General features: G+C 62.0%; 27 protein-coding genes. 13 read left to right on the top strand and 14 right to left on the bottom strand.

Translation table 11 applies throughout. The annotated features are described in order from the left end of the window. Positions 1-25 precede the first annotated feature (25 nt). On the bottom strand, positions 26-403 hold the full coding sequence (locus CXK91_RS05500) for a tetratricopeptide repeat protein (RefSeq protein WP_103455278.1): 378 nt from the start codon (positions 401-403) through the stop codon (positions 26-28). Between the two features lie 149 nt (positions 404-552). Between CXK91_RS05500 and pyk the strand changes: the two genes are divergently transcribed. Beyond that, positions 553-2,001, top strand: a complete 1,449-nt coding sequence (gene pyk / locus CXK91_RS05495) for a pyruvate kinase (protein WP_103455277.1) — start codon at positions 553-555, stop codon at positions 1,999-2,001. A 74-nt stretch (positions 2,002-2,075) separates the two neighbouring features. Here the strand turns inward: pyk and CXK91_RS05490 are convergent, their stop codons facing one another. Both CXK91_RS05490 and CXK91_RS05485 read right to left on the bottom strand, forming a co-directional pair. Further along, on the bottom strand, positions 2,076-3,017 hold the full coding sequence (locus CXK91_RS05490) for an iron-sulfur-binding ferredoxin reductase (protein ID WP_103455276.1): 942 nt from the start codon (positions 3,015-3,017) through the stop codon (positions 2,076-2,078). Continuing rightward, positions 3,010-4,140, bottom strand: coding sequence for a GGDEF domain-containing protein (locus CXK91_RS05485; RefSeq protein WP_090519192.1), 1,131 nt, complete (start codon positions 4,138-4,140; stop codon positions 3,010-3,012). Before CXK91_RS05485 ends, CXK91_RS05490 begins: the two co-directional genes overlap by 8 nt. A 194-nt stretch (positions 4,141-4,334) precedes the next feature. On the opposite strand from CXK91_RS05485, the gene CXK91_RS05480 reads away from it, so the two are divergent. Beyond that, entirely contained in the window at positions 4,335-5,858 is a 1,524-nt protein-coding gene (locus CXK91_RS05480) for a fumarate hydratase (RefSeq protein ID WP_041014778.1), read from the top strand. 54 nt (positions 5,859-5,912) lie between these two features. Here CXK91_RS05480 and CXK91_RS05475 read toward each other — a convergent pair whose 3' ends face one another. The 5 genes from CXK91_RS05475 to CXK91_RS05455 form a co-directional block, all read right to left on the bottom strand. Then, positions 5,913-7,478, bottom strand: a complete 1,566-nt coding sequence (locus CXK91_RS05475) for a methyl-accepting chemotaxis protein (protein ID WP_103455275.1) — start codon at positions 7,476-7,478, stop codon at positions 5,913-5,915. Positions 7,479-7,633: 155 nt separating this feature from the next. Then, positions 7,634-7,852, bottom strand: a complete 219-nt coding sequence (locus CXK91_RS05470; protein WP_103455274.1) for a VF530 family DNA-binding protein — start codon at positions 7,850-7,852, stop codon at positions 7,634-7,636. An 88-nt stretch (positions 7,853-7,940) separates the two neighbouring features. Further along, positions 7,941-8,522 carry a DJ-1/PfpI family protein gene (locus CXK91_RS05465; RefSeq protein WP_103455273.1) on the bottom strand — a complete coding sequence of 194 codons (582 nt, stop codon included), beginning with the start codon at positions 8,520-8,522 and terminating at the stop codon, positions 7,941-7,943. A gap of 52 nt (positions 8,523-8,574) precedes the next feature. Beyond that, positions 8,575-9,732, bottom strand: a complete 1,158-nt coding sequence (locus CXK91_RS05460; protein ID WP_103455272.1) for a phospholipase D-like domain-containing protein — start codon at positions 9,730-9,732, stop codon at positions 8,575-8,577. A 300-nt stretch (positions 9,733-10,032) separates the two neighbouring features. Then, complete coding sequence (locus tag CXK91_RS05455; protein ID WP_103455271.1) at positions 10,033-10,947, bottom strand: acyl-CoA dehydrogenase; 915 nt, start codon at positions 10,945-10,947, stop codon at positions 10,033-10,035. A 187-nt stretch (positions 10,948-11,134) separates the two neighbouring features. Here CXK91_RS05455 and olsB point away from each other — a divergent pair, with 187 nt between their 5' ends. The 3 genes from olsB to CXK91_RS05440 are packed head-to-tail and all read left to right on the top strand — an operon-like array spanning position 11,135 to position 13,262. Further along, a complete protein-coding gene (gene olsB / locus CXK91_RS05450) occupies positions 11,135-11,881 on the top strand; it encodes an L-ornithine N(alpha)-acyltransferase (protein ID WP_103455270.1) in 747 nt (248 codons plus the stop codon). Further along, positions 11,882-12,655, top strand: a complete 774-nt coding sequence (locus CXK91_RS05445) for a lysophospholipid acyltransferase family protein (RefSeq protein WP_103455269.1) — start codon at positions 11,882-11,884, stop codon at positions 12,653-12,655. Between the two features lie 34 nt (positions 12,656-12,689). Then, positions 12,690-13,262, top strand: coding sequence for an ACP phosphodiesterase (locus CXK91_RS05440; RefSeq protein WP_103455268.1), 573 nt, complete (start codon positions 12,690-12,692; stop codon positions 13,260-13,262). Positions 13,263-13,277: 15 nt separating this feature from the next. Here CXK91_RS05440 and CXK91_RS05435 read toward each other — a convergent pair whose 3' ends face one another. Together CXK91_RS05435 and CXK91_RS05430 are read right to left on the bottom strand one after the other, a co-directional pair. Next, on the bottom strand, positions 13,278-14,054 hold the full coding sequence (locus CXK91_RS05435) for a class II aldolase/adducin family protein (RefSeq protein ID WP_103455267.1): 777 nt from the start codon (positions 14,052-14,054) through the stop codon (positions 13,278-13,280). A 106-nt stretch (positions 14,055-14,160) separates the two neighbouring features. After that, the gene (locus CXK91_RS05430; protein ID WP_103455266.1) at positions 14,161-14,613 is read right to left on the bottom strand and encodes a flavodoxin; all 453 of its coding nucleotides are present in this window, start codon (positions 14,611-14,613) and stop codon (positions 14,161-14,163) included. Between the two features lie 232 nt (positions 14,614-14,845). Here CXK91_RS05430 and CXK91_RS05425 point away from each other — a divergent pair, with 232 nt between their 5' ends. The 6 genes from CXK91_RS05425 to cysZ all read left to right on the top strand — a co-directional run bounded on the left by CXK91_RS05425 (position 14,846) and on the right by cysZ (position 18,324). Continuing rightward, positions 14,846-15,472, top strand: coding sequence for a PilZ domain-containing protein (locus CXK91_RS05425; RefSeq protein WP_103455265.1), 627 nt, complete (start codon positions 14,846-14,848; stop codon positions 15,470-15,472). A 66-nt stretch (positions 15,473-15,538) separates the two neighbouring features. Continuing rightward, complete coding sequence (gene folM, locus CXK91_RS05420; protein ID WP_103455264.1) at positions 15,539-16,243, top strand: dihydromonapterin reductase; 705 nt, start codon at positions 15,539-15,541, stop codon at positions 16,241-16,243. An 18-nt stretch (positions 16,244-16,261) separates the two neighbouring features. After that, entirely contained in the window at positions 16,262-16,636 is a 375-nt protein-coding gene (gene folX / locus CXK91_RS05415) for a dihydroneopterin triphosphate 2'-epimerase (protein WP_003285881.1), read from the top strand. A gap of 76 nt (positions 16,637-16,712) precedes the next feature. Next, on the top strand, positions 16,713-17,006 hold the full coding sequence (locus CXK91_RS05410; RefSeq protein WP_103455529.1) for a DUF1244 domain-containing protein: 294 nt from the start codon (positions 16,713-16,715) through the stop codon (positions 17,004-17,006). After that, positions 17,003-17,344 carry a HopJ type III effector protein gene (locus CXK91_RS05405; protein WP_103455263.1) on the top strand — a complete coding sequence of 114 codons (342 nt, stop codon included), beginning with the start codon at positions 17,003-17,005 and terminating at the stop codon, positions 17,342-17,344. The genes CXK91_RS05410 and CXK91_RS05405 overlap by 4 nt, the downstream gene beginning before the upstream one ends. 224 nt (positions 17,345-17,568) lie before the next feature. Then, complete coding sequence (gene cysZ / locus CXK91_RS05400; protein ID WP_103455262.1) at positions 17,569-18,324, top strand: sulfate transporter CysZ; 756 nt, start codon at positions 17,569-17,571, stop codon at positions 18,322-18,324. Between the two features lie 122 nt (positions 18,325-18,446). On the opposite strand, the gene CXK91_RS05395 is transcribed toward cysZ, so the two are convergent. The 4 genes from CXK91_RS05395 to CXK91_RS05380 form a co-directional block, all read right to left on the bottom strand. After that, entirely contained in the window at positions 18,447-19,556 is a 1,110-nt protein-coding gene (locus tag CXK91_RS05395) for an NADH:flavin oxidoreductase (protein WP_103455261.1), read from the bottom strand. Continuing rightward, positions 19,553-20,212, bottom strand: a complete 660-nt coding sequence (locus CXK91_RS05390; RefSeq protein WP_103455260.1) for a TetR/AcrR family transcriptional regulator — start codon at positions 20,210-20,212, stop codon at positions 19,553-19,555. The genes CXK91_RS05395 and CXK91_RS05390 overlap by 4 nt, the downstream gene beginning before the upstream one ends. Positions 20,213-20,353: 141 nt before the next feature. Continuing rightward, entirely contained in the window at positions 20,354-20,836 is a 483-nt protein-coding gene (locus tag CXK91_RS05385) for a glutathione peroxidase (protein WP_103455259.1), read from the bottom strand. 113 nt (positions 20,837-20,949) lie between these two features. Beyond that, positions 20,950-21,435, bottom strand: coding sequence for an FKBP-type peptidyl-prolyl cis-trans isomerase (locus CXK91_RS05380; RefSeq protein WP_003285872.1), 486 nt, complete (start codon positions 21,433-21,435; stop codon positions 20,950-20,952). A gap of 238 nt (positions 21,436-21,673) precedes the next feature. Between CXK91_RS05380 and CXK91_RS05375 the strand changes: the two genes are divergently transcribed. Both CXK91_RS05375 and pta read left to right on the top strand, forming a co-directional pair. After that, complete coding sequence (locus CXK91_RS05375) at positions 21,674-22,861, top strand: acetate kinase (protein ID WP_103455258.1); 1,188 nt, start codon at positions 21,674-21,676, stop codon at positions 22,859-22,861. A gap of 154 nt (positions 22,862-23,015) precedes the next feature. Next, positions 23,016-25,112 (top strand): phosphate acetyltransferase, encoded by a 2,097-nt coding sequence (gene pta / locus CXK91_RS05370; RefSeq protein WP_103455257.1) that lies wholly within the window; start codon positions 23,016-23,018, stop codon positions 25,110-25,112. Positions 25,113-25,239: the final 127 nt, after the last annotated feature.

Genomic DNA, 25,239 nt, shown 5'->3' with positions numbered 1-25,239 from the left:
CTCACCTAGCATTGCAATCACGGCATCAACGTTTGGCCGGCTGAACGACTGGCGGCGTCTCGACATGATAATGGCCCAGCTGCCTCAGCGTCTCCAACCGCGCGCGGGCGCGGTAGGCGTACTCACTGGCCGGGTATCGCTCGACGATGAAGCGGTAGGTTTCGCCGGCATCGACGAACAATCCCTGGCGCTCCAGGCACTGCCCGCGCAACAGGGATATTTCGGGCTGAACCTGACTACGCGGCTTACTGCGGCGCTCTGCTTGCGACAGCGATTGCATCACGCGTTCGCAGTTATCGACCTCGTAATGTTGATAGGCCGCGTCCAGGTGGCGATCGAAGGCATGACGGCTGCTGCAGCCGAGGGTAAGCAAACTCAAAAAAACGATGATCAGGGTGCGCATGGGTTCCTCCGTATGCCTCCTGTATCGACCGCATTCAAAAAACCTACAGACGATCCGGCCGCCCAGCCGAAAGAGTAGTGGCCGCCGGGCGATGACTACAACGGAGGAGCATAGTAGCCTCGGGGCCAGCCAGAAAAAGGAGCAATTGAATGATTCCGCGTCGCACCAAGATCGTCGCCACCCTAGGCCCAGCCAGCAGCTCGCCGGAGGTACTGGAGAAGATGATCGTCGCCGGGCTGGACGTCGCCCGCCTGAATTTCTCCCACGGCAACCCCGAAGAGCATCGTGCGCGTGCCGAACTGGTCCGTGAAATCGCCGCGCGCCACGGCCGTTTCGTCGCGCTGCTCGGTGACCTGCAGGGCCCGAAGATCCGTATCGCCAAATTCACCGACAAGCGTATCGAGCTGAAGGAAGGCGATCTTTTCCGATTCTCCGTGACCCATCCGCGCGATGCCGGCAACCAGGAAGTAGTCGGCATCGACTATCCGGATCTGGTCAAAGACTGCGCTGTCGGCGACGAACTACTGCTCGATGACGGGCGCGTGGTAATGCGCGTCGACAACGCCACGGCTGATGAACTGCATTGCACCGTGCTGATCGGCGGACCGCTGTCGGACAACAAGGGCATCAATCGCCGAGGCGGCGGCCTGACTGCGCCGGCGCTGACCAGCAAAGACAAGGCTGATATCAAGCTTGCCGCGGAGCTTCAACTCGACTACCTCGCGGTTTCCTTCCCGCGCGATGCCGCTGACATGGAACTGGCGCGCCGCCTGCGCGACGAAGCCGGCTCCGACGCCTGGCTGATCGCCAAGATCGAGCGGGCCGAAGCGGTCGCCGACGATGAGGCACTGGACGGCCTGATCCGCGCCAGCGACGGCGTGATGGTGGCGCGCGGCGACCTCGGGGTGGAAGTTGGCGATGCCGAGCTGGTCGGCATCCAGAAGAAGATCATTCTGCACGCACGTCGCCACAACAAGGTGGTAATCACCGCGACGCAGATGATGGAGTCGATGATCCACAGCCCGATGCCGACCCGCGCCGAGGTATCCGATGTAGCCAACGCCGTGCTGGACTACACCGATGCGGTGATGCTCTCGGCCGAAAGCGCCGCCGGCGAATACCCGATCGAAGCGATCAAGGCCATGGCCCGTGTGTGCTGCGGCGCGGAGAAGCACCCGACCAGCACCAAGTCCGGACACCGCCTCGGCCAGCAGTTCGAGCGCTGCGACGAGAGTGCGGCGCTGGCTGCGATGTACACCGCCAACCACTTCCCGGGGGTCAAGGCCATCATCGCCCTGACCGAAAGCGGCTACACACCGCTGATCATGTCGCGCATCCGGTCTTCGGTGCCGATCTTCGCTTTCTCGCCGCACCGCGAAACCCAGGCACGGGTCGCGCTATTCCGCGGCGTGCAGACCATCCCGTTCGATCCGGCTGCGCTGCCTGCAGAAAAGGTCAGCCAGATGGCAGTCGAGGAGCTGCTTAAGCGCAACATCGTGCAGCCCGGCGACTGGGTGATCCTGACCAAGGGCGACAGTTACCACGACAGCACAGGCGGTACCAACACGATGAAGATCCTGCGCGTCGGCGATCAGTAAGGTTGACAGGGAATCACACGAGGCCGGCTCTTTAGCCGGCCTCGTGCTGTCTGCGAGATCGAACGGGGAGCCAACTACCGTGGCTGAGTCGCGCTGACGAAAGCGTCGCTGAATATCTGTCCACGCGGCAGGCCCGCGAGAAACAGGCGCCTGGCGCAGGCGTCAACGAACGCCGAACCGCCGCAGAACAGCGCGATGTCCCGCCGCGACGTTGGTCGTAGCGTCGAAAGCACGCTGTCACGCTGTTGCGCATCGACCCATTGCAGCTCCAGGTTCTCGTGCCTGTCCGCCAACGCCTGCAACGGCCCGCGCAGGTAGTGCTCGTCGCGGCAAAAATGCAGCAGTCTGATCGTCCCGGCATGGCCCTGGCGCAGGCTCTCGCGCAACAGGCTGAACAAAGGGGCCAACCCGGTTCCCGAAGCCAGCAGCAATAAAGAGCGCTCGGACCACTCCGGCTCGTAATGCAATGCACCACCGTGCAGGTCGCCCAGCCGCAGCGTGTCGCCCGCGCGCATCTGCCGCGCGGCATCGCAGAACGCCCCCGGCCTGGAGCAATCGAGATGAAACTCCAGCCAGGAATCGTCGCCGGGAAGGCTGGCCAGCGAATACGGCCTAGCGATGCCGGCACCGGTCCACAGCAACAGGTGCTGACCTGCACGATAGCGCAGCGGCCGCTCCGGCAGCAGACGCAGGCGCAACACGCTGCCGCTCAGCCACTCGGCGCTTTGCACCTGAGCGGGCAGTCCGTCGCGGCGGGGATCGAAGACTTCTACACCGAAATCCTCCTCGACACGGCACTGACAGGCCAGTCGCCAGCCGGCCGCATGCTGCTCGGGCCGCAGCAGGTCGGGTTGCAGATCGCGCGGTGCTCCGTCGACACAGCGCACCAGGCAGGCGTGGCAGCTGCCGGCGCGGCAACTGTAGGGTACGGGCAAGCCGGCAGCGATCAGGGCATCAAGCAGGTTGGTAGCGGGCGCGACCGACCAGCGCTTGCCGGCGCAATGCAACTCAGGCATCGGCGGTGACCCAGGCGGGTTCGCAACGATTGCGACCACCGCGCTTGGCTCGATAAAGCGCTTCGTCGGCACGCTGTAGCGCTGCATCCAGATCATCTCCGGCGTTCAGCAGGGTCAGGCCGATCGACAGGCTGAGATGTCCGGCTTCGATATTGGCGTCTTCCGGCTCGGCGTTGGCGAAAGCCTCTCGCAGGCGCTCACAGCACGCGGTGAACTGCTCGGCGTCGGTATTGGGCAGCAGTAGCACGAACTCCTCGCCGCCATAACGGGCCAGCACGTCGTCATCACGCAGACAGGACCGCGCTACGCTGGCAAAGGCCTGCAGCACGCGGTCTCCGGTGGCATGGCCGTGGATATCGTTGATGCGTTTGAAGTGGTCCAGATCGATGAGCGCCAGCCCCGATTGATGCCCCTTGCGCAGGCGGTTCAGGTCGCCCTCGGCGATGCGCAGGAAGCGCCGCCGGTTGTATAGGCCCGTCAACTCGTCGGTAGAAGCCAGATCCTCCAGTTGACGCATCATTCCGCGCAGGGTGTCCTGATGTGCCTGCAACGCGAAACGCCGCTGGCGCATGCGCTGGCGCAAGCGATACACGTGGCCGGCGAACAGACACATCCAGATCAGCGTCACCAGCAGCACGCTGGCCTGCAGCAGGAACACATCGGTCTCGATCGGCCGCTGCAGATAGTAATCCAGGGCAGCCATGCTGACGAAGCTGACGAAAGCCAGTGCGGCGTAGCGAATGAACACCTTCGGCGGCAGAAAGACGGCAAACATCAGCACCAGCAGATAGAGCACCAGCAGCGAGCCACGAGCGCTGCCGAGGTTGAACAGAAAGGTCGTCAGCCACAGCAACCCCACCAGGACCTGCGGCTCAGTCAGGCTGGGATCCTTGGAACGCAGGTTGACGCCTCGGTGAAACAGCCAGAAGAACAGCAGCTGACTGACCACAATCAATGCCGACTGCGCCACGGCGCTGGCCACCGAGGCCTGGTAGAAGCCCCCCGCCACCGCCACCCAGGTCAGCACCAGGCCCAGACCGTAGGTCACGGAGGCCAGTGCGAATCGCCGCGTAACCAACTGCTGCAATGCACGCATATCGGTCTCGTCACGCATCGCACTCATAGGGATCCTTCCCGCCGTGGCAATTTGCCGCACTCTACGCTTACCGAAAACAAAATCCTAGCCAGCATTCCCATCGCTCCTGGTCCATCCGTGTACCGCGCAGCCTGACGCGTTATACTGCGCCGCATTTTTTCGCGGCGCGTCGACTGCCACCCCCGACGCGCCTCTTATCGCCCCGTATGAGGACGCGCTGCATGACCGTGATCAAGCAAGACGACCTGATTCAAAGCGTCGCTGACGCTTTGCAGTTCATTTCTTACTACCACCCCGTGGATTTCATCCAGGCGATGCATGAAGCCTACCTGCGTGAAGAATCCCCGGCTGCCCGCGACTCCATGGCGCAGATACTGATCAACTCGCGCATGTGCGCCACCGGTCATCGCCCGATCTGCCAGGACACCGGTATCGTCACCGTGTTCGTCCGTGTCGGCATGGACGTGCGCTGGGACGGCGCGACCATGAGCCTGGACGACATGATCAACGAGGGTGTGCGCCGCGCCTACAACCTGCCGGAAAACGTCCTGCGTGCTTCGATCCTGGCCGACCCGGCAGGTTCCCGCAAAAATACCAAGGACAATACGCCGGCCGTCATCCACTACTCCATCGTTCCCGGCGACAAGGTGGAAGTGGACGTCGCAGCCAAGGGCGGCGGTTCCGAGAACAAGTCGAAGATGGCCATGCTCAACCCGTCCGACTCGATCGTCGACTGGGTACTGAAGACCGTGCCGACTATGGGCGCCGGCTGGTGCCCGCCGGGTATGCTCGGCATCGGCATCGGCGGCACCGCCGAGAAGGCCGCAGTGATGGCCAAGGAAGTCCTGATGGAATCCATCGACATCCATGAGCTGAAGGCCCGTGGCCCGCAGAACCGCATCGAAGAGCTGCGTCTTGAGCTGTTCGAGAAGGTCAACCAGCTGGGCATCGGCGCCCAGGGCCTCGGCGGCCTGACCACCGTGCTCGACGTGAAGATCATGGATTACCCGACCCACGCCGCCTCGCTGCCGGTGTGCATGATCCCCAACTGCGCCGCCACCCGCCACGCACACTTCGTGCTCGACGGTTCCGGCCCTGCCGAACTGACCCCGCCGCCGCTGGATGCCTACCCCGAGATCGTCTGGGAAGCCGGCCCGAGCGCGCGCCGCGTCAACCTCGACACCATCACCCCGGAAGAAGTACAGAGCTGGAAGCCGGGCGAGACCGTCCTGCTCAACGGCAAGATGCTCACCGGCCGCGACGCCGCGCACAAGCGCATGGTCGACATGCTGAACAAGGGCGAAGAGTTGCCGGTGGACCTCAAGGGCCGCTTCATCTATTACGTCGGCCCGGTCGATCCGGTCGGTGACGAAGTGGTTGGCCCGGCTGGCCCGACCACCGCGACGCGCATGGACAAGTTCACCCGTCAGATTCTCGAGAGCACTGGTCTGCTGGGCATGATCGGCAAGTCCGAGCGTGGCCCGATCGCCATCGAAGCGATCAAGGACAACAAGGCCGTCTACCTGATGGCGGTTGGCGGCGCGGCTTACCTGGTCGCCCAGGCGATCAAGAAGTCCAAGGTGCTGGCCTTCGCCGAGCTGGGCATGGAAGCGATCTACGAGTTCGAAGTGAAGGACATGCCAGTCACCGTCGCCGTCGACACCAACGGCGAGTCGGTGCACATCACCGGCCCGGCGATCTGGCAGCAGAAGATCGCCGACAGCCTGGCGGTCGAAGTGCAATAAGCGACACCCCAATAAAAAGCCCGGCTCGATGCCGGGCTTTTTATTGCCCGGCAATCAGCGGTTGAAGCGTTCGACCAGTGCCCGCAGCCCGTTCGCCGCGCATTCCAGGTCGCGACCGCGCTGCATGGTCAGGTCCGCCTTGCTGACATTGCTGTCGGTCGTGACGGCAATACAGGTGACCTGACGAGCAATGTCTTCGGCCACATGCGCCTGCTCTTCGGCAGCGGCAGCCATCTGCTGGCTCATCCCGGCAATGCGGCCGACCGCATCGCGAATGCCCTGCAATGCCTGCTGCGCCTCGACGACCTGGGCCAACCCCTGGGCCGCCTCCTTGTCACCCACCTGTGCGATTGTCACGGCCTCACCCGCCTTGCTGGTGAGCGACTGGATGATGGCCTGGATCTGCTGCGTCGACTCCCGCGTCTTGCTCGCCAACGCACGCACCTCGTCGGCGACCACGGCAAAGCCCCTGCCCTGCTCGCCAGCACGTGCGGCCTCGATGGCAGCATTCAGCGCCAGCAGGTTGGTCTGGTCGGCGATGCTCTGGATCATGCCGGCGGCGGATACGATCTGCTGGGTTTCGCCAGCCAGCTCGTTGACTACGTTGCCGATGTTGGTGACGGTCGCCGACAGCATTTCCATCGCCTCGCGGGAACTCGCTGCGACCCGGTCACCGTCGTCTGCCAGCGCGTTCGCCGTGGTGGCCTCCTCCGCCGTGTGCTGGACGTGCCCCGCCACTTCAGTAATGGATGCGGTCATCTGCGTTACCGCCGTGGCCGTCATATCCGTTTCACCGCGCTGTTGACGCAGATCGCTTTCGGTCTGGCTCGCCAGAGAGTAGGTCTCGGCCGATGCGCTTGCGACCTGCCCGGCGAGGTCGGACAGACGCGTCAGGGCCGTACGCAAACGAGCATCCTCACTGACCAGCGCCATCTCCAAGCGCGCAGCGTTACCATGCTGCTGTGTATAGGTCAGCGCTACCACCGGGTCGGTAAAGGCTTCGGGGACACGCTGCAGGATCTGTTGCAGCTGCCGTTGCATGGCAAAGTGATAACTGAGCCCCAATGCGAAGAACAGGCCAAGCACGACGACCACTTCTACTGCCGGTGGCAGCCAGAAAATACCGCCAGCAGCCAAGGCCGCGGCGCACATCGGCATCGCCAGCACGCGAGCCCAGCCCTCCACGCGCCGCCCCAGAGAGACCGCAGGCTTACCTGCACGCAGGCGCTCATACAGGGCTGTAGCCTGGGCCACTTGATCGACGCTCGGCTTGACCCGAACCGACTCGTAGCCAGTCAGCTTACCGCTGTCGAAAATCGGCGTGACATAGGCACTAACCCAGTAGAAGTCGCCGTTCTTGCAGCGGTTCTTCACTATCCCCATCCAGCTCTTGCCGGCTTTCAAATAGCCCCACATGGTCTCGAATACGGCCGGCGGCATGTCTGGGTGACGGACCAGATTGTGATCGCTGCCGATCAAGTCGGATCGAGAATAGCCACTGATGGCTACGAATTCGTCGTTGCAATAGAGGATCTTGCCTTGCGTATCAGTCGCGGAAATCAGTCGCTGATGCGCCGGAAAAGCCCGTTCTGTGTTGCTTACTGGCCCGTTGTTTCTCACCGCCTGAGCTCCGTGATAGCGATCTAATAGCAATTTCGACTCATCAGTCATGACGAATCAATCTGTTACAACCATCGGACGGAGCAGCGTTAACTTGAGCTGGATACGAGAGAAATCTGCCAAACGGGTCAGCGTGCCTGCTTTTCAGGCGCCTATTAGCCGGGGCGGTGTTCCTGAAGGTACAGCGCCTCGACCTTGGTCCTCGCCCACGGCGTCTTACGCAGGAACTTGAGGCTGGATTTGATGCTGGGATCATTGCTGAAGCATCGGACATCCACCCGCTCGGCAAGACCATCCCAGCCGAAACGCGCATGCAAGTCGATCAGGATGGCCTCCAGCGTTACACCGTGGAGAGGATCTTTTACTTGGGTCATGGGGCACTCATGGACACGAGGACAGAGCCTCACATATGAAAAGACCCGCTACGCAGTATGCGCGGCGGGCCTCCGTGAAGCGGGCATATTACAGGCTGATGCGGGTACCCAGCACTTCGAGGAACGCCGCTAACCACGCCGGATGGGCCGGCCAAGCCGGCGCGCTGACCAGATTGCCATCGGTATGGGCCTGATCCACGGGGATATCGATGTACTCGCCGCCAGCTAGCCTCACTTCCGGTGCACAGGCCGGATAGGCACTGCATGCACGGCCCTTGAGTACGCCCGCGGCAGCGAGCAGCTGCGCCCCGTGGCAAACGGCAGCTATCGGTTTCTTGGCTTCATCGAACGCACGCACTAGCGCCAGCACCTGTTCGTTCAGGCGCAGGTACTCCGGTGCTCGACCACCAGGAATGACAAGCGCGTCGTAATCGTCGGCACGCACCGCAGTGAAGTCGAAGTTCAGCGCGAAGTTGTGACCGGGCTTCTCACTGTAGGTCTGGTCGCCCTCGAAATCATGAATTGCGGTGCGTACGCTATCGCCCGCCTTCTTGTCCGGGCACACGGCATGCACGCGGTGACCGACCATCTGCAATGCCTGGAATGGCACCATGGTCTCGTAGTCCTCAACGTAGTCGCCCACCAGCATCAAAATATTCTTTGCCGCCATCGGATCGTCCTCTTTGCGCGGGTTTGGAGCAGTGCTCCGGTGCGCGGCGACATTAGCCACCGCGGTTGAAGATGTTGACCAGCAGGCGGTCCATCCAGCCCCACATTCGCTGATAAAGGCGCAAGTGAAACGGCCGGGCGAACCATCTGGCCAGATCGATTTCGATACTGTTCTTGAAGTCCCGTTCGAAACTCTCCTGCACCTGGGCGCTCAACGATTCATCTATCGCCTCGAGGTTGGCCTCCAGATTCCAGCGCAGGTTCCAATGGTCGAAGTTGCACGATCCTACGCTTACCCAATCGTCCACCAGCACCATTTTCAGGTGGGAGAAGTGTGGCTGATATTCGTGGATACGCACGCCCGCACGCAGCAGGCGAGGATAGAAGCGCTGCCCGGCATAGCGCACGGGCGGATGATCGGTATTGCGGCTGGTCAGCAACAGGCGCACATCCACGCCACGGCGGGCAGCCCGGATCAGTGCCCGTCGAACCTTGCCAGTTGGCAGAAAATATGGAGTCGCCAGCCAGATGCGCGTTTGCGCACGCCTCAGATTGCGCAACAAGCTGTGCAGGATGTCGCGATGCTGACGCGCCGCCGCATAGGCCACCCGCCCCAGTCCGGAGCCACTGGGCAGCAACGGGATTCGCGGTGCAACACTTGGCAAGGGCAACTGCCAGATGCGCCGCTTCAGGCAATGCACCCACTGGGTATCGAACAGCTCCTGCCAGTCCCGCAGCAGCGGGCCGGACATTTCAACCATAACCTCGTGCCAATGCACGGTGGGCTCAAGTGGATTCCAGAACTCGTCGGTGACCCCGGTGCCGCCGACATAGCCAACGTTGCCGTCCACCAGAAGCAACTTGCGATGGTCACGATGCAGATTACGCAGCTTCAGGCGTAGCGATAACGGGTTGTAAAGGCGCAATTCGACGCCGGCGTCCGTCATGCGGGCGCGGTTGGCCTGACCCATCTTCAGGCAACCGAAGCCATCGAACAGGCAACGCACCCGAACACCGCGTGACGCCGCCCGCAGCAATGGCTCGAGCAAGCGATCCAGGCAATGGCCGTCCTCGACCAGATAAAGCTCCAGATCGATACGCCGCTCGGCACGCTCGATCGCATCGAACATCGCCGGAAAGAACTGCGGCCCATCTATCAGCAAGCGAAAATGATTGTCGCTGCGCCAGGGGAAAACCGACCCGGCCAGCATCACAGGGCATCACCCTGAGCAAAGCCAATCGCTGCCCGACAACGCAGCAAACAACACAAAAAGCAAAATGACATGAAATCCCTTTTTCCGATGAGCATCCCAAAGCGAAACGGAGAACTGAAACGGCCACACGCGGTGCAATTGACCGCACGCTAGCTTAACCAGACCTTTCAGCAAGGCAAGGCACGGCCATTAGGCGAACTCGCAGTGCTCTGCCAGCAGCTGCCGTTCGGCGTAAACATGATCCCTATAGGCCAGACTCGGCCAGGCAGAGTTCCCAGACCGTAGCCAAGCGTGCGTCTAATACCCAAGCGATTCGGGTGATCCAAGCCCTAGCGCGGCGGTCGCCTGTTCCAGGCGGCGTGCCTGGGCCTTACGAGCAAGGCCGAGGACTGCCCGATCGCGTTGCCACAGCGCGCCCCAGACGCCCTGCGACTCGTTCATCACGCTGTCCACCTCGGGCTGCAGCGAAGCGAATTGTTCGAGCAATGCGGCCAGGAGCAGATGCGCGGCAGGTGCGTCGGCCGGTTGTCGTGCGACCTCGGCTGCCCCCGCAAGAACCCCAGCCAAGCGCAGTACCAGGCTGCGCGGCCACCGCTCCAGTAGCGCTACGCCGTAAAGCCAGGCCGTCAGCGCCGCCAGCACATGAAGATCTTCATGGGTACGAAATGGCCTGACGTAATCGCTCCAACCATCGCCAGGCAATCGTTCCCCAATGGTCCGCTCAAGACACAAACGCCCATGGGCAATATCAGGCACGAGCGGTAGATCCGGGCCGGTTACCAGCAGCGCGCCCGCGCTGTCCGGGTCAGTGACGAACAGACCCAGCCGGGGCGACTCACCTACGCCCTCCTCCCGGGCCGAGACCAGTAACCACTGCACAGCATCGCCCGCTGTCACGAAATCCTTGCTGCCACTCAGATAGCCGGCATGCCATCGCATCGTCATGTCCGCAGGTCGTAATTTGCGCCGTTCCGTCGTGCACAGCGCGCCAAGCCCAGCCGGGGCATCGGGCCAGAGCGCACGCAGTGCCGCCTGGTAGCCAGAGAGGAAAGCCAACCCTGGAGTGGTCGCCAGTCGACCGCCATATACCGCTTGGCTGAAGGAGTCAGCACGGCCGGCACCGTCACGCACGGACCGGTACCAGCCGCGTAGCCCCGAGGTTGCGGCAACCGGCTGCAGCGGGCCGATCAATTGTTCCCACGGCATGTTCATCTCCCAAGGCCGTCGCCAGTACAGGCGCCACGATCGCGCCGTCATTCAACCATCATCCGATCGTCACAGTGCCGACATGCGCCGCTCCTAGCCTGAGCAGGCCAAACCAGTCGAGCCCAACGATAACAACCAGACGCTCGCGTTGCATCGCCAACCCGCCACATACCGGCGGACAAGGAGACAGAGCATGAATGCCATCGTCGATCCACGCAGCACGCGTCAACTTCGAGCCGAACGCCTGGAAGGCGAACCGGCCCTGCGCGAGGCCCAAGCCTTGCGTTATCGGGTGTTCAGCAGTGAATTCGATGCCCAGCTGCATGGCGCCGAACTCGGCTTGGACATGGATGATTTCGACATTCATTGCCGACATATCGGTGTGCGCGATCTCCTGACCGGTGAGCTAGTCGCCACCACGCGCCTGCTGGACCATCTCACCGCAAGGCAGCTTGGACGCTTCTACAGCGAAGGAGAGTTCGCCCTGCACGGCTTGGCGGACATCAGCGAGCCGGTACTGGAAATCGGGCGCACCTGCGTTGCGCCGGCCTATCGTAATGGCGCGACAATCGCCGTGTTGTGGAGCGAACTTGCCGAGGTGCTTAATCAGGGCGGCTACCGCTACCTGATGGGTTGCGCCAGCATCCCCATGCGCGACGGCGGCATCCAGGCCCGCGCCATCATGCAACGGCTGCGCGACAGCCACCTGAGCACCGAGCTGCTACACGCGGAACCGCGAACGCCGCTCCCCGAGCTGGAACTGCCCGACAACGTCACCGCCCAGCTGCCGCCATTGCTCAAGGCCTATATGCGGCTCGGTGCGAAGATCTGCGGCGAACCTTGCTGGGACCCGGATTTCCAGGTCGCCGACATATTCATCCTGTTAAAGCGCGAGGAGCTTTGCCCCCGCTACGCCCGTCACTTCAAGGCAGCTGTATAGATGCCGCGGTTGCGCCTGTACTGGCGCCTGCTGCGGGTAGGCGCAGTGGTCCTGTTGGGGCTACTGTTGGCAGCAGCGCTTAGCCTCGGCGAGCGCTGTACAGCACGTATATCCCTGCGACGCAGGCAACAGCTGAGCTGCTGGTTCATGGTTCGCCTCGCAGCCACGCTACCCTATCGCGTGCGCATCATTGGCAAGCCGCCAGGGCAGCCAATGCTGTGGGTCGCCAACCATGTGTCCTGGTGCGACATCCCGTTGCTGGGGATGCTGCAGCCGCTTTCGTTTCTCGCCAAATCCGAAGTCGCTGGCTGGCCCGTGCTTGGCTGGCTGGCACGCCAGGCTGGCACACTGTTCATCCGCCGCGGTGCCGGCGACGCAGCGCGGATCAACCAGCAGCTGACCCGCCACCTCGATCAAGGCCACCCTCTGCTCATATTCCCGGAAGGCACTTCGACTGACGGCAGCAGCGTACGAACCTTCCACCCAAGGCTGTTCGCCTGTGCAATAGAAGCGGGCTGCGCCATTCAACCCGTCGCCATTCGTTATCTGCGCAACGGCAAACCCGATACCGTGGCCCCCTTCATCGGCAACGACGAACTGCCCGCGCACCTGCGTAGGCTACTGGCCGGTGACGTGGCAGAAGTAGTAATCCACCTGCTGCCACCGTTCCCCGCCACTTCACTCAGCCGAAAAGACCTTGCCGAGCGAGCACAGCAGGCAATCGAGCACGCACTGTTCGCACCGGTGCAGGAGGTAACGAAGGAGGCCGCATAGCGACCTTGTATCGACGCTGCGCTAAGCTTCGCCCATGAACTATCTCGCACACCTTCATCTCGGCGGCCCAAGCCCGGCTGACATGCTCGGCAGCCTTTATGGGGATTTCGTCAAAGGTCCGCTGCAGGGTCGCTGGCCGGCACAGATCGAAGCCGGCATTCGCTTGCACCGGCAGATCGATGCCTTCACCGATAGCCATCCGCTGGTACTGGAAGCCAAAGCGCGCTTTCCCAGTGAGCGACGCCGCTACGCCGGTATCTTGATCGACCTGTTCTTCGATCACTGCCTGGCGGCGAACTGGTCAGACTACTCTGGCGAATCTCTGGACCAGTTTACCCAGCGCGCCTACCGGGCGCTGAATGACGAGCCCGCGCTGCCGGGCAAGCTCGCCGTGATCGCACCACACATGGCAGCGCACGACTGGCTGGGCAGCTACCGCGAATTCGACGTGCTGGGCACGGTGCTAGCGAACATGAGTCGTCGCCTGAGCCGGCCGGATGGCCTGGCCGGCGGCCTGGAGGAACTGGAACAGCTGTACGATCCGCTACTTCAGGACTTCCGTAGCTTCTATCCGCAGCTGCAGGAATTTGCCAAGACAGCCATGTAGCGTGAGCGCACTGCGTTACTGGGCGTAGCCTGGGTTTTGCGCATCCAACTTGCGCAGCAGTCCTGGCCAGGCCAACGCGCCGCCCATACCCGAGCGAGTGCGGGTTACGCCCGCAGCCATGGCCTTGGCACCTGCCAGGATCTGCTCGGGGATGGCGATGAGTTCGCTGCCACCGGCCTGCGCCATGATCTGGATTTCGCAGGCGCGCTGGAAGATGAACATCATCAGAAAAGTATCGGCAATGCTGCCTCCGCATGTCAGTAGGCCGTGGTTGTGCAACAGCATGAAAGCGGTGTCGCCGAGATCGGCCTGCAGGCGCGCTTTTTCGTCGTGGTTCAGTGCGACACCTTCATACCCATGAGTCGAAAGACTGGCCAGCACGAACAGCGACTGCTGGCTGATCGGCAGCACACCCTGACGCTGGGCCGAAACGGCCACCCCGGCCGCAGTGTGGGTGTGCATGACGCAGGCAACGTCATGCCGCACCTCATGCACAGCGCTATGGATGGTGTAACCGGCAGGGTTGATCTCGTACGGACCGTCCAACACCTTGTTGCCGGCTAGGTCGACCTTGACCAGGCTGGACGCGGTGATCTCGTGAAACATCAACCCGTACGGATTGATCAGAAAGTGATCGGCATCGGGAATCTTGGCCGAGATGTGCGTGAAGATCAGATCATCCCAGCCATGCAGCGCAACCAGCCGGTAGCAGGCAGCGAGGTCGACCCGAGCCTGCCATTCGGCGGCGCTCACTTGAGTTTCCAGGGAAGGCAAAGCGTGCAGCGCAGTCATCGAGGGCACCTCTTGTTATTGTCATTGCGATGCCCTGGATTCTAGCCAGCCTGTTCCAGGCCGGCAGTTACCCTCGCAGCCAGGCCGCTGACCCGGCGAGCCACAGTTAGGCGCGCAAGGCAGTAGCGAAAGCTTCCAGCCACGGTTCGGCGTCGGTTTCCGGGGTAACCGTCTCGCTGGCGTCGAGGCGCAGCATCTCCATCACTTCCCGTACGCCCAGCTCGGCGTAGAGTTCGCGAATCAGCTCGCCACCGCCACAAAAGGTGTCACCGTAACTGGCATCGCCAAGGGCAATGACACCGCCGGGCAGGCCGCTCCAGGCGGGAAACTGATCCCGGATGGTCGAGTACAGCGGAATGAAGCTATCCGGCAGCTCGCCCATGCCGGTGGTCGAAGTCACGATCAGCAACGCTTCGGGGGCGAAGTCAAGAATCCGCGGCAGCTGGGCGCGGGGGTCGTGCCACGTATCGAAACCGGCGGCTTTCAACTGGCGTTCGGCGTGACGGGCCACATCTTCGGCGGTGCCGTAGACGCTCCCGGAAAGAATGGCAACCTTCATATGCGCTCCGAGGCAATCAAAGCTGCGCATTATGCCGCAATCACCACAGCAGGGCTCCAAGCCTATTCAGACCCAGCCGCACGTCCAAAAAAACCGAAAAAGGAACGAAAAACAAAACCAACGGTCACACGGGCGATTCCCCCACCCGCGGCCGTAGTGGCAGCAGGCGTAAACACGCGGCCCGATCCGCGACGCCATATGTGGAGGGCACTGTCCCTCCGAGGGTATCCGCATGGCGGAAGAGACGATTCTTAGCAAAGACGAACTGACGTTTATTCGCAAGCTGATGCAACGCAATGGTGGTACCAGTGCGGAGCGCACCACAGGCTTTCGGATCGACGGTGGCGCGCAATCCAACGAGCTGCTGATGCAACTGGCCGCCCGTGCCAACCTGTCGCTGCAGGCAGAATTCGAGGATTTCCGCATGTCCTTCCCGCTGCAGCTCAGGGAAGACGAACTGCACAGCCTTGACCTGCAGCTGGCACCGCCGGTGATCTACGAACGCGGTCCGACAACGCGCGCCTGGCGCCTGCACTTGGACGAACCGCTTACTCTGCTGGAAAACGACGGCGGCGAAAGCTCGCTCAGCGTGCACGAGCTGTCTCCGCACGGCCTGCTGGTCGATGCCGGCGAGCACCGCAAGCCTCCTAAACATTTCCACCTGCGCCTGGCGCTGCCCGATGACAGTCCGCTGGAAATAGATGCCCATCGCGTCCGCGAGCTGCCCGGCGGAAGGGCAGCCTACGAAGTCGAATTCACCCAGGAAAAGGACGCCGAGCGTATCCGCTCCTTTCTCTATCGCCAGCACCAGCGACTGCACCCCGATTTGCAACCTGAGCTGCCGGCCGATCTGGTGTAAGCTGCCACGCCTGTAGTGGCCGCCTAAAAACACGGCGGTTTCGCCTATTTCCGCCAGTGGATTTTCATGCATCAGGCCCCGATTCTTATCACCGGAGCCAGCCAGCGAATCGGACTGCATTGTGCCGAACGACTGCTGGAAGACGGCTTCCCGGTCATCGTCACCTATCGCCGCGAGCGTGACAGCGTCAGTCGGCTTCGCGCCCTGGGAGCACAGGCGTTGCAGGCGGACTTCAGCGACGAAGCCGGTATTACCGGCTTTATTAACGCCCTCAAACAGCAAGCCGACAGCCTGCGGGCAATCGTTCACAACGCTTCCGAATGGCGTCCAGACGCCCCCGGCGAGGAAGCCGAGGCGTTCCGACAGCTGTTCCATGTGCACATGCTCGCGCCCTATCTGATCAACCTGCACTGCGCGGAGCTGCTGCGTCACGGCGGCCCGGCGGATATCGTGCACATCGGTGATGACGTCACCCGCAAGGGCAGCAAGAAGCACATCGCCTACGCGGCAAGCAAAGCGGGACTGGACAACCTGACGCTGTCCTTTGCCGCCAGCCTTGCCCCGGAGATCAAAGTCAACGGCATCGCTCCGGCGCTGATCCAGTTCAACCCGGACGACGCCCTGGAATACCGCCGCAAGGCGTTGGCCAAATCCGCATTGGGCATCGAACCCGGCGCCGAAGTCATCTACCAGAGCCTGCGCTATCTGCTCGACAACCCCTACGTAACCGGCACCACACTGACCGTGAACGGCGGCCGCCACCTGATCTGAAAACTGCAAGGAGTCCCCATGCCCAGACTGGAACCCGCTATGGCACGCATCCGCGTCAAGGACCTGCGGTTGCGCACCTACATCGGCATCAAGGAGGAGGAAATCCTCAATCGCCAGGACGTGTTGATCAACCTGACGATGCTCTACCCGGCCGCAGAAGCCGTACGGGAGAACGACATCGAACAGGCATTGAACTACCGCACCATTACTAAGGCGATAATCCAGCATGTCGAAGACAATCGCTTCGCCCTGCTTGAGCGCCTGACCCAGGAAATTCTCGATCTGGTCATGCGCTATCCGCAGGTGCGTTACGCCGAGGTAGAAGTCGACAAACCCCATGCGCTGCGCTTTGCGGAGTCGGTATCGATCACGCTGGCAGCTCATCGAGATTGACCCTGCGCAAGGCTGGCCGGCTCAACGACGCAAGGTTATGATCCGGCCGACCTCAGCCAATGCCGAGACCCAAGAGATGAACGATCAAGAACGCACCGAACTGGAAGCCGCTGCTTTCCGTCGCCTGGTCCAGCACCTGCGCACCCGCCCCGATGCCCAGAACATCGACCTGATGAACCTCGCCGGTTTCTGCCGCAACTGCCTGTCGAAGTGGTACAAGGCCGCTGCGGATGATCTGGAGATCGAAGTCAGCATCGACGAGGCCCGCGAAGAGGTGTACGGCATGCCATACAGCGAATGGAAAAAACGCTATCAAAAGGAAGCGACCGCCGAGCAACAGGCCGCTTTCGACAAGGCACAGAAAGAATGAACGACCTGAAGGACTTTCGCGCAAGCCTGCGCAATCACAACCACGCGTTCAGCGAAACCCTCGCCTTCATCGAGGGCGCTTACGACTATCAGCCGAGCCGATTCGTCAACGGCACGCTGGAGAACGCTGCCGGCGAGAACGAAGGTTCCTGCAAGACACTGGGCCTCGCGCTGCTAGAAGGGTTCACCACCGAAGAAGCGCTGCTCGCTTTCGGCGAGCACTACCAAGCGGTATTGGCCAACCCGAACGGCAGCGACCACCGCAACATCCGCGCACTTATGGAAACGGGCCTGCCTGGCGTGCGCTTCGATACACAGCCAATCAAACGCAAGCAATAACTCTGCAGCAGCGAGCCGGGTATTTCCCGGCTCATGAGGAATAAAAAGGGTCATCCCAAGCACTTGGGGAAGGCTGAAAGGAGCGGATGACCCGAAACCGTTGGACGTCACCTTACCCACCTGTCGGAGCTGCGGATAATTCAGGTTCTGCATGCTGCCCATAGTCACAGACTATCCCTCTCCGCTATCCCCTTCGACGATTCAACGCTCTACAGGAGACGCCAATGCCAGTATCCGCCCTCTCCGGCCCGCAATATCTGCGCGAAGGCCTACGCCTGGTGCTCAGCCCGGGGCTGCGTCTGTTCGTGATCCTGCCGTTGACGGTGAACACGCTGCTGTTCTTCGGGCTGATCTGGCTGGCCATCGATCAGTTCAGCGGCTGGGTCGACACCTTCATGCCCAACCTGCCGACCTGGCTGGCGTTTCTCGAATACATCCTCTGGCCGTTGTTCGTTGCGCTGGTGGTACTGATGGTGTTCTTCAGCTTCACCATGCTGGCCAACATCATCGCAGCGCCGTTCAACGGGTTTCTGGCAGAAAAGGTCGAGGTGGTGGTGCGCGGCGAAGATGCCGCGCCGCCCTTCAGCTGGGCCGAACTGTTGGCCATGCTGCCACGCACCATCGGGCGCGAGCTACGTAAGCTGGCCTATTTCGCGCCGCGTGCGCTGGCGCTGCTGGTGTTGTCTTTCATTCCCGTGCTGAACCTTGCGGCCGCGCCGTTATGGCTACTGTTCGGCGTGTGGATGATGGCGGTGCAGTACATCGACTATCCGGCCGACAACAACAAGCTGAGCTGGTCAGACATGATGGGCTGGCTACGCCAGCGCCGCTGGCAAAGCCTCAGCTTCGGTGCGGTGACCTATGCGGCGCTGCTGGTACCGGTGCTGAACCTGCTGATCATGCCGGCAGCGGTGGCGGGAGCTACGTTGTTCTGGGTGCGCGAGGGCGGGCCGAACCGGCAGTTGGATCGGCAGGCGTAAACGCTAGGCGGCATACGCCTGACCCGACGAATCGTTTGTCGGCAGTCTGGCAAGCTTGGATGTCGTTGATGACCAAGGGCCACGAACCGGCAGCCAGATCACCTCTGGCTGCCGTTACTCATTCACGCCAGCGTCTTCAACGCCTCACGACTGAATGGCAGAATTTCCTCCATCCGCCCTTCACGTACCTTCACCGCCCAATCCGGGTCGCAGATCAGCGCGCGCCCTACGGCCACAAGGTCGAACTCCTGCTTGTTCAAACGCTCCAACAGTCCTTCGATGTTGGCTGGTTGCGCCACCTTGTCGGTCTTGACCATGAACTGCAGGAATTCACCGTCCAGGCCAACGCTACCCACCGTAATGGTCGGCTTGCTGGTCAGCTGACGGGTCCAGCCGGCCAGGTTGAGATCGGAGCCCTCGAACTCAGGTTCCCAGAAACGGCGCGTCGAGCAGTGGAAGATGTCCACACCGGCTTGCGACAACGGCGCCAGGAACTCACCAAGCTCCTCGGGTGACTGCACCAGTCGCGCGGTGTAGTCCTGCTGCTTCCACTGCGAGAAACGGAAGATGATCGGGAAATCAGTGCCCACCGCCGCACGCACGGCCTGAATCAGTTCGATGGCGAAGCGCGAGCGGTTGGCGAGGCTACCGCCGTACTCGTCGGTGCGCTGGTTGCTACCTGCCCAGAAGAACTGATCAATCAAGTAACCGTGGGCACCATGAATCTCCACGCCATCCATGCCGATCGCCTGGGCATCGCGTGCGGCCTTGGCGAAGGCCTGAACCACATCGGCGATGTCCTGCTTGGTCATGCCGTGCACAACGACTTGCCCGTCCTTCTGCTTCTCCATCGGGCCGTAGCCGAGTACGTCCGGCTCCGGCTCGGTGCCCTTGCGGCGTACGTTGCCGACATGCCAGAGCTGCGGAACGATCTTGCCGCCGGCGGCATGCACGGCGTCAACCACAGCCTTCCAGCCAGCCAGTGCATCTTCGCCGTAAAAGCGCGGCACGTGAGGATAGCCGTTCGCTGCTGCGTGGCCGACAGTGGTGCCCTCAGTGATGACCAGGCCGACCCCGGAGGCCGCACGACGGCGGTAGTACTCAACTACATCTGCGGTCGGCACACCGTTGGGCGAGAACGAACGCGTCATCGGCGCCATCACCACACGGGTTGGTAAACGGAGGGCACCCAGCTCGAAGGGCTGGAACAAGGCTTGTACGCTGGCGGTCATCGATCGACTCCTGTGGCATTGGTCAAGGCAACCGGGCGCTTACGCCCCGGTGAAATTATTGCAGCCGGCGCCAACAGGCGTTCGAGCTGCTGGAAAAACACCTGCAGCGGGGCGATGCTGCCACGCACTTTCATGCGCAGCAGGGCACCCTCCCAGGCATCGCTTATGAATTGCGCCAGCGTCGGGCAATCGCAGCAGGAGGCGATCTCACCAGCGCTGCGCGCTTGCTCCAGGCAAGCAGCGAGCAACTCGACGGATTGCGCCAGTATCTCGCTGAGCCGGCCCGCGATGGCTGGGCACAGCTCGGCCATCTCGAAACTCAAACTGCCGATGAAGCAGTGGTATTCGGGCTTTTCTTTCCGGGCGAAGTGCGCAACGAGATAGGCGTAATAGTCGAGCACACGTTGCCGCGGTCCGATTGCGCAGTTGCTCAGCGCAGCCTGATAGCGCTCCAGCCGAGGCGCGTAGATGTAGTCCAGCGCCTGCAGGGCAAAATCTTCTTTGCTGGCGAAGTAGTGGTAGAAGGAGCCTTTGGGGATACCGGCCGCCTGAACGATCTCCTGAACGCCGGTGCCGTGGTAGCCGCGGCGGGTCATTACCAGGGCGCCTTTGGACAGGATCAGATCGCGCTTGTCGTGGCGTGCAGGATTGGTCATGCCAGGAGGATATGACCGGTCGTCTCACCGGCACAGCATCATCCATCTCGCTTATCCATTGGCAACCATGGCGACGATGGGCAGAAGGTTTACGCGAAGGAGCAAGAGATGCGACCGCATCTGCGGTCGCGGTAGTGCGGATCAGGCCAAGGCGCTTTCGATCGCCTGAATGAGGGCGGCGTCGTCAGGTGCGGTGCGCGGTGAAAAACGAGCCAGCACACGGCCATCCTTGCCGACTAGAAATTTCTCGAAGTTCCAGGTGATGTCCCCTGGAAAATCAGCACCTTCGCCCGCAAGCAGCCGATACAACGGGTGACGCTGAGGACCGTTGACCTCGAGCTTGCCACTCAGAGGAAAGCTGACGCCATAGTTGAGGATACAGAACGAGCGGATCTCATCGTCGCTGCCCGGCTCCTGCGCAGCGAACTGATTGCACGGCACGGCGAGCACGCTGAAGCCGCGGGAGCCGTACTGCTGCTGAAGGCGCTCAAGCCCAGCGTACTGCGGGGTCAGACCGCATTGCGAAGCGACATTGACCACCAGCGTGATCTGATCGCCGAACTGCGCCAGCGGCAATTCCTCGCCGCCCAGACCTGGCAAAACCAATTGATGGAATGCGCTCATGAAATCTCTCCTAACGAAAAAACGCCCCGGCAAACGACCGGAGCGCTCTTCTTGCTTTCAACACGGTAGCCTTCCAGCCACCGTGCGGGCGAACGCCTGCCTGGCGATCGATATCAGTGGTGATGACCACCTTCGCCGTGCACGTGGCCGTGAGCGACTTCCTCTTCGCTGGCTTCACGCACGCTGACGACCTTGACGTCGAAGTTCAGACGCTGACCGGCCAGCGGGTGGTTGCCGTCGACGATCACGTCGTCGCCTTCCACGTCGCGAATGGTGACGATCTGCATGCCGCCATCAGGACCGGAAGCGTGGAACTGCATGCCCACTTCCAGCTCGTCGACGCCTTCGAACATCGCACGGTTCAGCGTGGCAACCAGCTCGGCACTGTACTCGCCGTAGGCGTCCTGAGGCTCGATGGAAACCTGAAGCTGGTCACCGCCCTGCTTGCCCTCAAGCGCTTTTTCCAGACCAGGGATGATGTTGCCTGCACCGTGCAGGTAGACCAGCGGCGCGCCGCCGGCCGAGCTGTCGATCACCTCACCGGCGTCGTTGGTGAGTGTGTAGTCGATGGAGACAGCCTTGTTAGCGGCAATCAGCATGGAGTCGAACCTTTGCTTTAGAGAATGGATATCGAAGTTTAACCATCCACCGCGCCGAATGCGAACCGGCCTTGGATAAACGGACCCATGCCGCCGGTCGCCGTGGGCCACGATGTAGTGCCATCGAATATGTGACTACAACCTTTGGATGGCATCGTTTTGACGGCCGATGTGCAAGAATCGGCGAAAAGTATCTTTGGCACCCATTTCAATAACATTAGAGAACCAAGGAGCACCGATGTCGGCTCGTAACATCCTGGTGATTAACTGTGGCAGCTCGTCGATCAAGTTCGCTCTGGTCAACGAAGCGCAATCGACTTTCCCGCTGCAAGGCCTGGCCGAGTGCATTGGCAGCCCTGAGGCCGTCATCCACTTCGAAAGCGCCGCAGGCAAGGAAAGCGTCAAGGTTCCCGACGCCGATCATCAAGCTGCTCTCGCCCAGATACTCCCCCGAGTGGAAGAAGCCGCGGGCGGCCATCTGGATGGCATCGGTCACCGTGTAGTGCATGGTGGCGAAAAGTTCTTCGCATCCTCGCTGCTCAATGACGAAACCCTGGCCGGCATCGAGGCCAACATTCAGCTGGCACCACTGCACAACCCGGCGAACCTCAGCGGCATCCATGCTGCGATCAACCTGTTTCCGGAGCTGCCGCAGGTGGGCGTGTTCGATACCGCCTTTCACCAGACCATGCCCGAGCACGCGTACCGCTACGCATTACCGGAAGTGCTCTATAAGGAGCACGGTGTGCGTCGCTACGGTTTCCACGGCACCAGCCACCGCTACGTCAGCAACCGCGCTGCCGAGCTGGCCGGCGTTGCGCCTGAAAGCAGCAGCTGGCTGGTTGCTCATTTGGGCAACGGCTGCTCCACCTGTGCAGTGGTCAACGGCGAAAGCCGCGACACCAGCATGGGGCTGACCCCGCTCGAAGGTCTGGTGATGGGTACCCGCAGTGGCGATGTCGACCCGAGCCTGCACAATTTCCTGAACAAGACCCTGGGCTGGGATTTGCCCAAGATCGACAACATGCTGAACAAGGAAAGCGGCCTGAAGGGCCTTTCCGGCCTTTCCAACGACATGCGCACCCTGGCTGAAGCTCGGCAGGCGGGCCATCCGGGTGCCGTACTGGCCTTTGAAGTGTTCTGCTACCGCCTGGCCAAGTCGCTATCCGCCATGTCCTGTGCCCTGCCACAGCTCGACGGCCTGGTATTCACCGGTGGTATCGGCGAGAACTCCTCTGCCGTGCGCGAGCGGACCCTGGAGCATCTCAAGCTGTTCGGCTTCAAGCTCGATGCCGAAGCCAATGCCCGCTGCACCCGCGGTGTCGCTGGCGAAATCCAGGCCGAGGGCAGCCCGCGCATCATGGTGGTTCCCACCAACGAGGAGCGCCAAATCGCCCTCGATACGCTGGCTCTGCTGGACGCCTGACGCAGAGTCACGCAGAGACCCGACAGCGCCCAGGCCGTCGGGTCTCTGCATATGAGCGCCGCGGCAATCAGGCAGTTTCCGCCCAGGCACAAGTGCCCTAGCCTAGCCGGCGCCCTGCACCGTTACCCGAGCACCCTGTCCTCAAGGAGATGCCATGCACACAATCTTCCTCGCCCCTACCGGTTTCGGCGGCGGCCTCAACTCCATCAGTCTTGGTCTGATTCGCGCACTTGAAAACGCAGGACTGAAAGTTGGCTTCTTCAAGCCTATCGCCCAGCCCTTCCCCGTCGACCAAGGCCGCGAGCGCTCCTGCATTCTGGTCGAGCGCACGTTGAACCTGGCCTCTCCCGAGCCGCTGCCGCTGGAGCAGGTTGAGCGTCAGCTCGCCGACGGCGAGATCGATCTGCTGCTCGAGGACGTAATCAGCCGCTATCAACAGGTCGCCGTCGGCAAGGATGTAGTCATCGTCGAGGGCATGGTGCCCACCCGCGAGTCCAACTACACCCAACGCATCAACACTCAGCTGGCCAAGAGCCTGGACGCTGAGGTCATCCTGATCGCAGCGCAGGGCGGCGACAGCCTCAAGCGTCTGGCCGAACGCATCGAAATCCAGGCCCAGCTGTACGGGGGCGCCAAAGATCCCAAGGTGCTCGGCATCATCCTCAACAAGGTCAAGACCGAAGAAGGCCTGCCGGCATACCTCGATAGCCTCAAGCAGCATCTGCCGCTACTGGGCAGCGCAGACTTCCAGCTGCTCGGAGCGATTCCGTTCTCTGAAGAGCTCAATGCATTGCGCACCCGTGATATCGCCGAACTATTGGGCGCACAGGTATTGAACGCTGGCGAAGCCGACCAGCGTCGCGTGAACAAGATCGTACTGTGTGCACGCGCAGTGCCAAACACCGTACAGCTGCTGCGGTCCGGTGTTCTGGTCGTCACTCCAGGTGATCGCGACGACATCATCCTTGCCGCCAGCCTGGCCTCACTCAATGGTGAAAAGCTCGCCGGCCTGCTGCTGTGCAGCGACTTCACGCCGGACCCACGCATTCTTGAACTGTGCAAGGCAGCGCTCGATGGTGGCCTGCCGGTGATGACGGTCCAGACCAACTCCTATGACACGGCCAACAACCTGTTCGGCCTGAACAAGGAGACTCCGTCGGACGACATCGAGCGCGCCACCCGTGTGACCGACTTCATCGCCAAGCACCTGCACCCTGAGTTTCTGCACACTCGCTACAGCGTGCCGCGCGGCGAGCTGCGCATGTCTCCTGCAGCGTTCCGCTACCAGTTGGTCAAGCGCGCCCAGGATGCCAACAAGCGTATCGTGCTGCCCGAAGGCAACGAGCCGCGCACCATCCGTGCCGCCGCCATCTGCCAGGAGCGTGGCATCGCCCGCTGTGTGCTGCTGGCCAAGCCGGAGGAGGTCCAGCAGGTGGCCCGTGAGCAGGGCATCACGCTGCCGGCCAGCCTGGAGATTCTCGATCCGGACAGCATTGCCAATCGCTACGTCGAACCGATGTGCGACATGCGCAAAGCCAAAGGCCTCACCCCGGATGATGCGCGCGAGCAGCTGAAGGACACCGTGGTTCTGGGCACCATGATGCTGGCCCTGGACGAAGTCGACGGCCTGGTTTCCGGCGCCGTGCACACCACCGCCAACACCATCCGCCCTGCTCTGCAGCTGATCAAGACCGCACCGGGCTACAGCCTGGTTTCATCGGTGTTCTTCATGCTGCTACCCGATCAGGTGCTGGTCTATGGCGACTGCGCAGTGAACCCCAACCCAAGCGCCACCGAGCTGGCCGAAATCGCCCTGCAAAGTGCCGAATCCGCTGTGGCATTAGGCGTGAGTCCACGTGTCGCGATGATCAGCTACTCCACCGGCAGCTCCGGCAGCGGTGCTGAAGTAGAGAAAGTCGCCGAAGCCACGCGCATTGCCCAGGAGCGCGCGCCTGAGCTGCCGATCGATGGTCCGCTGCAGTATGACGCCGCCTCCGTGCTCAGCGTCGGCAAGCAGAAGGCACCGAACAGCAAGGTGGCCGGCCAGGCCACCGTGTTCATCTTCCCCGACCTGAACACCGGCAACACCACCTACAAGGCCGTGCAGCGTAACGCCAACTGCCTCAGCGTCGGCCCGATGCTGCAAGGCCTGGCTAAGCCGGTGAACGACCTGTCCCGCGGTGCGCTGGTGGACGACATCGTCTTTACCATCGCGCTGACCGCACTACAGGCCGCCAACCAGCAGGCCTGATCGGCTACTGAAGCTGACGCCGCCCGCTTTCCGACGGCGGCGCCAGCCTTCAAACTCTCTCGATGGTTGCAGTTTCGCGCGCAATCGCTACTCTTGGCGCCTCGAATCAGCCGTATCGACGAGAAAA

This window comes from Stutzerimonas stutzeri, from assembly GCF_002909485.1.
Taxonomy (GTDB): Bacteria; Pseudomonadota; Gammaproteobacteria; order Pseudomonadales; family Pseudomonadaceae; genus Stutzerimonas; species Stutzerimonas stutzeri_AH.
This window is presented reverse-complemented; position numbering and strand designations above follow the sequence as displayed.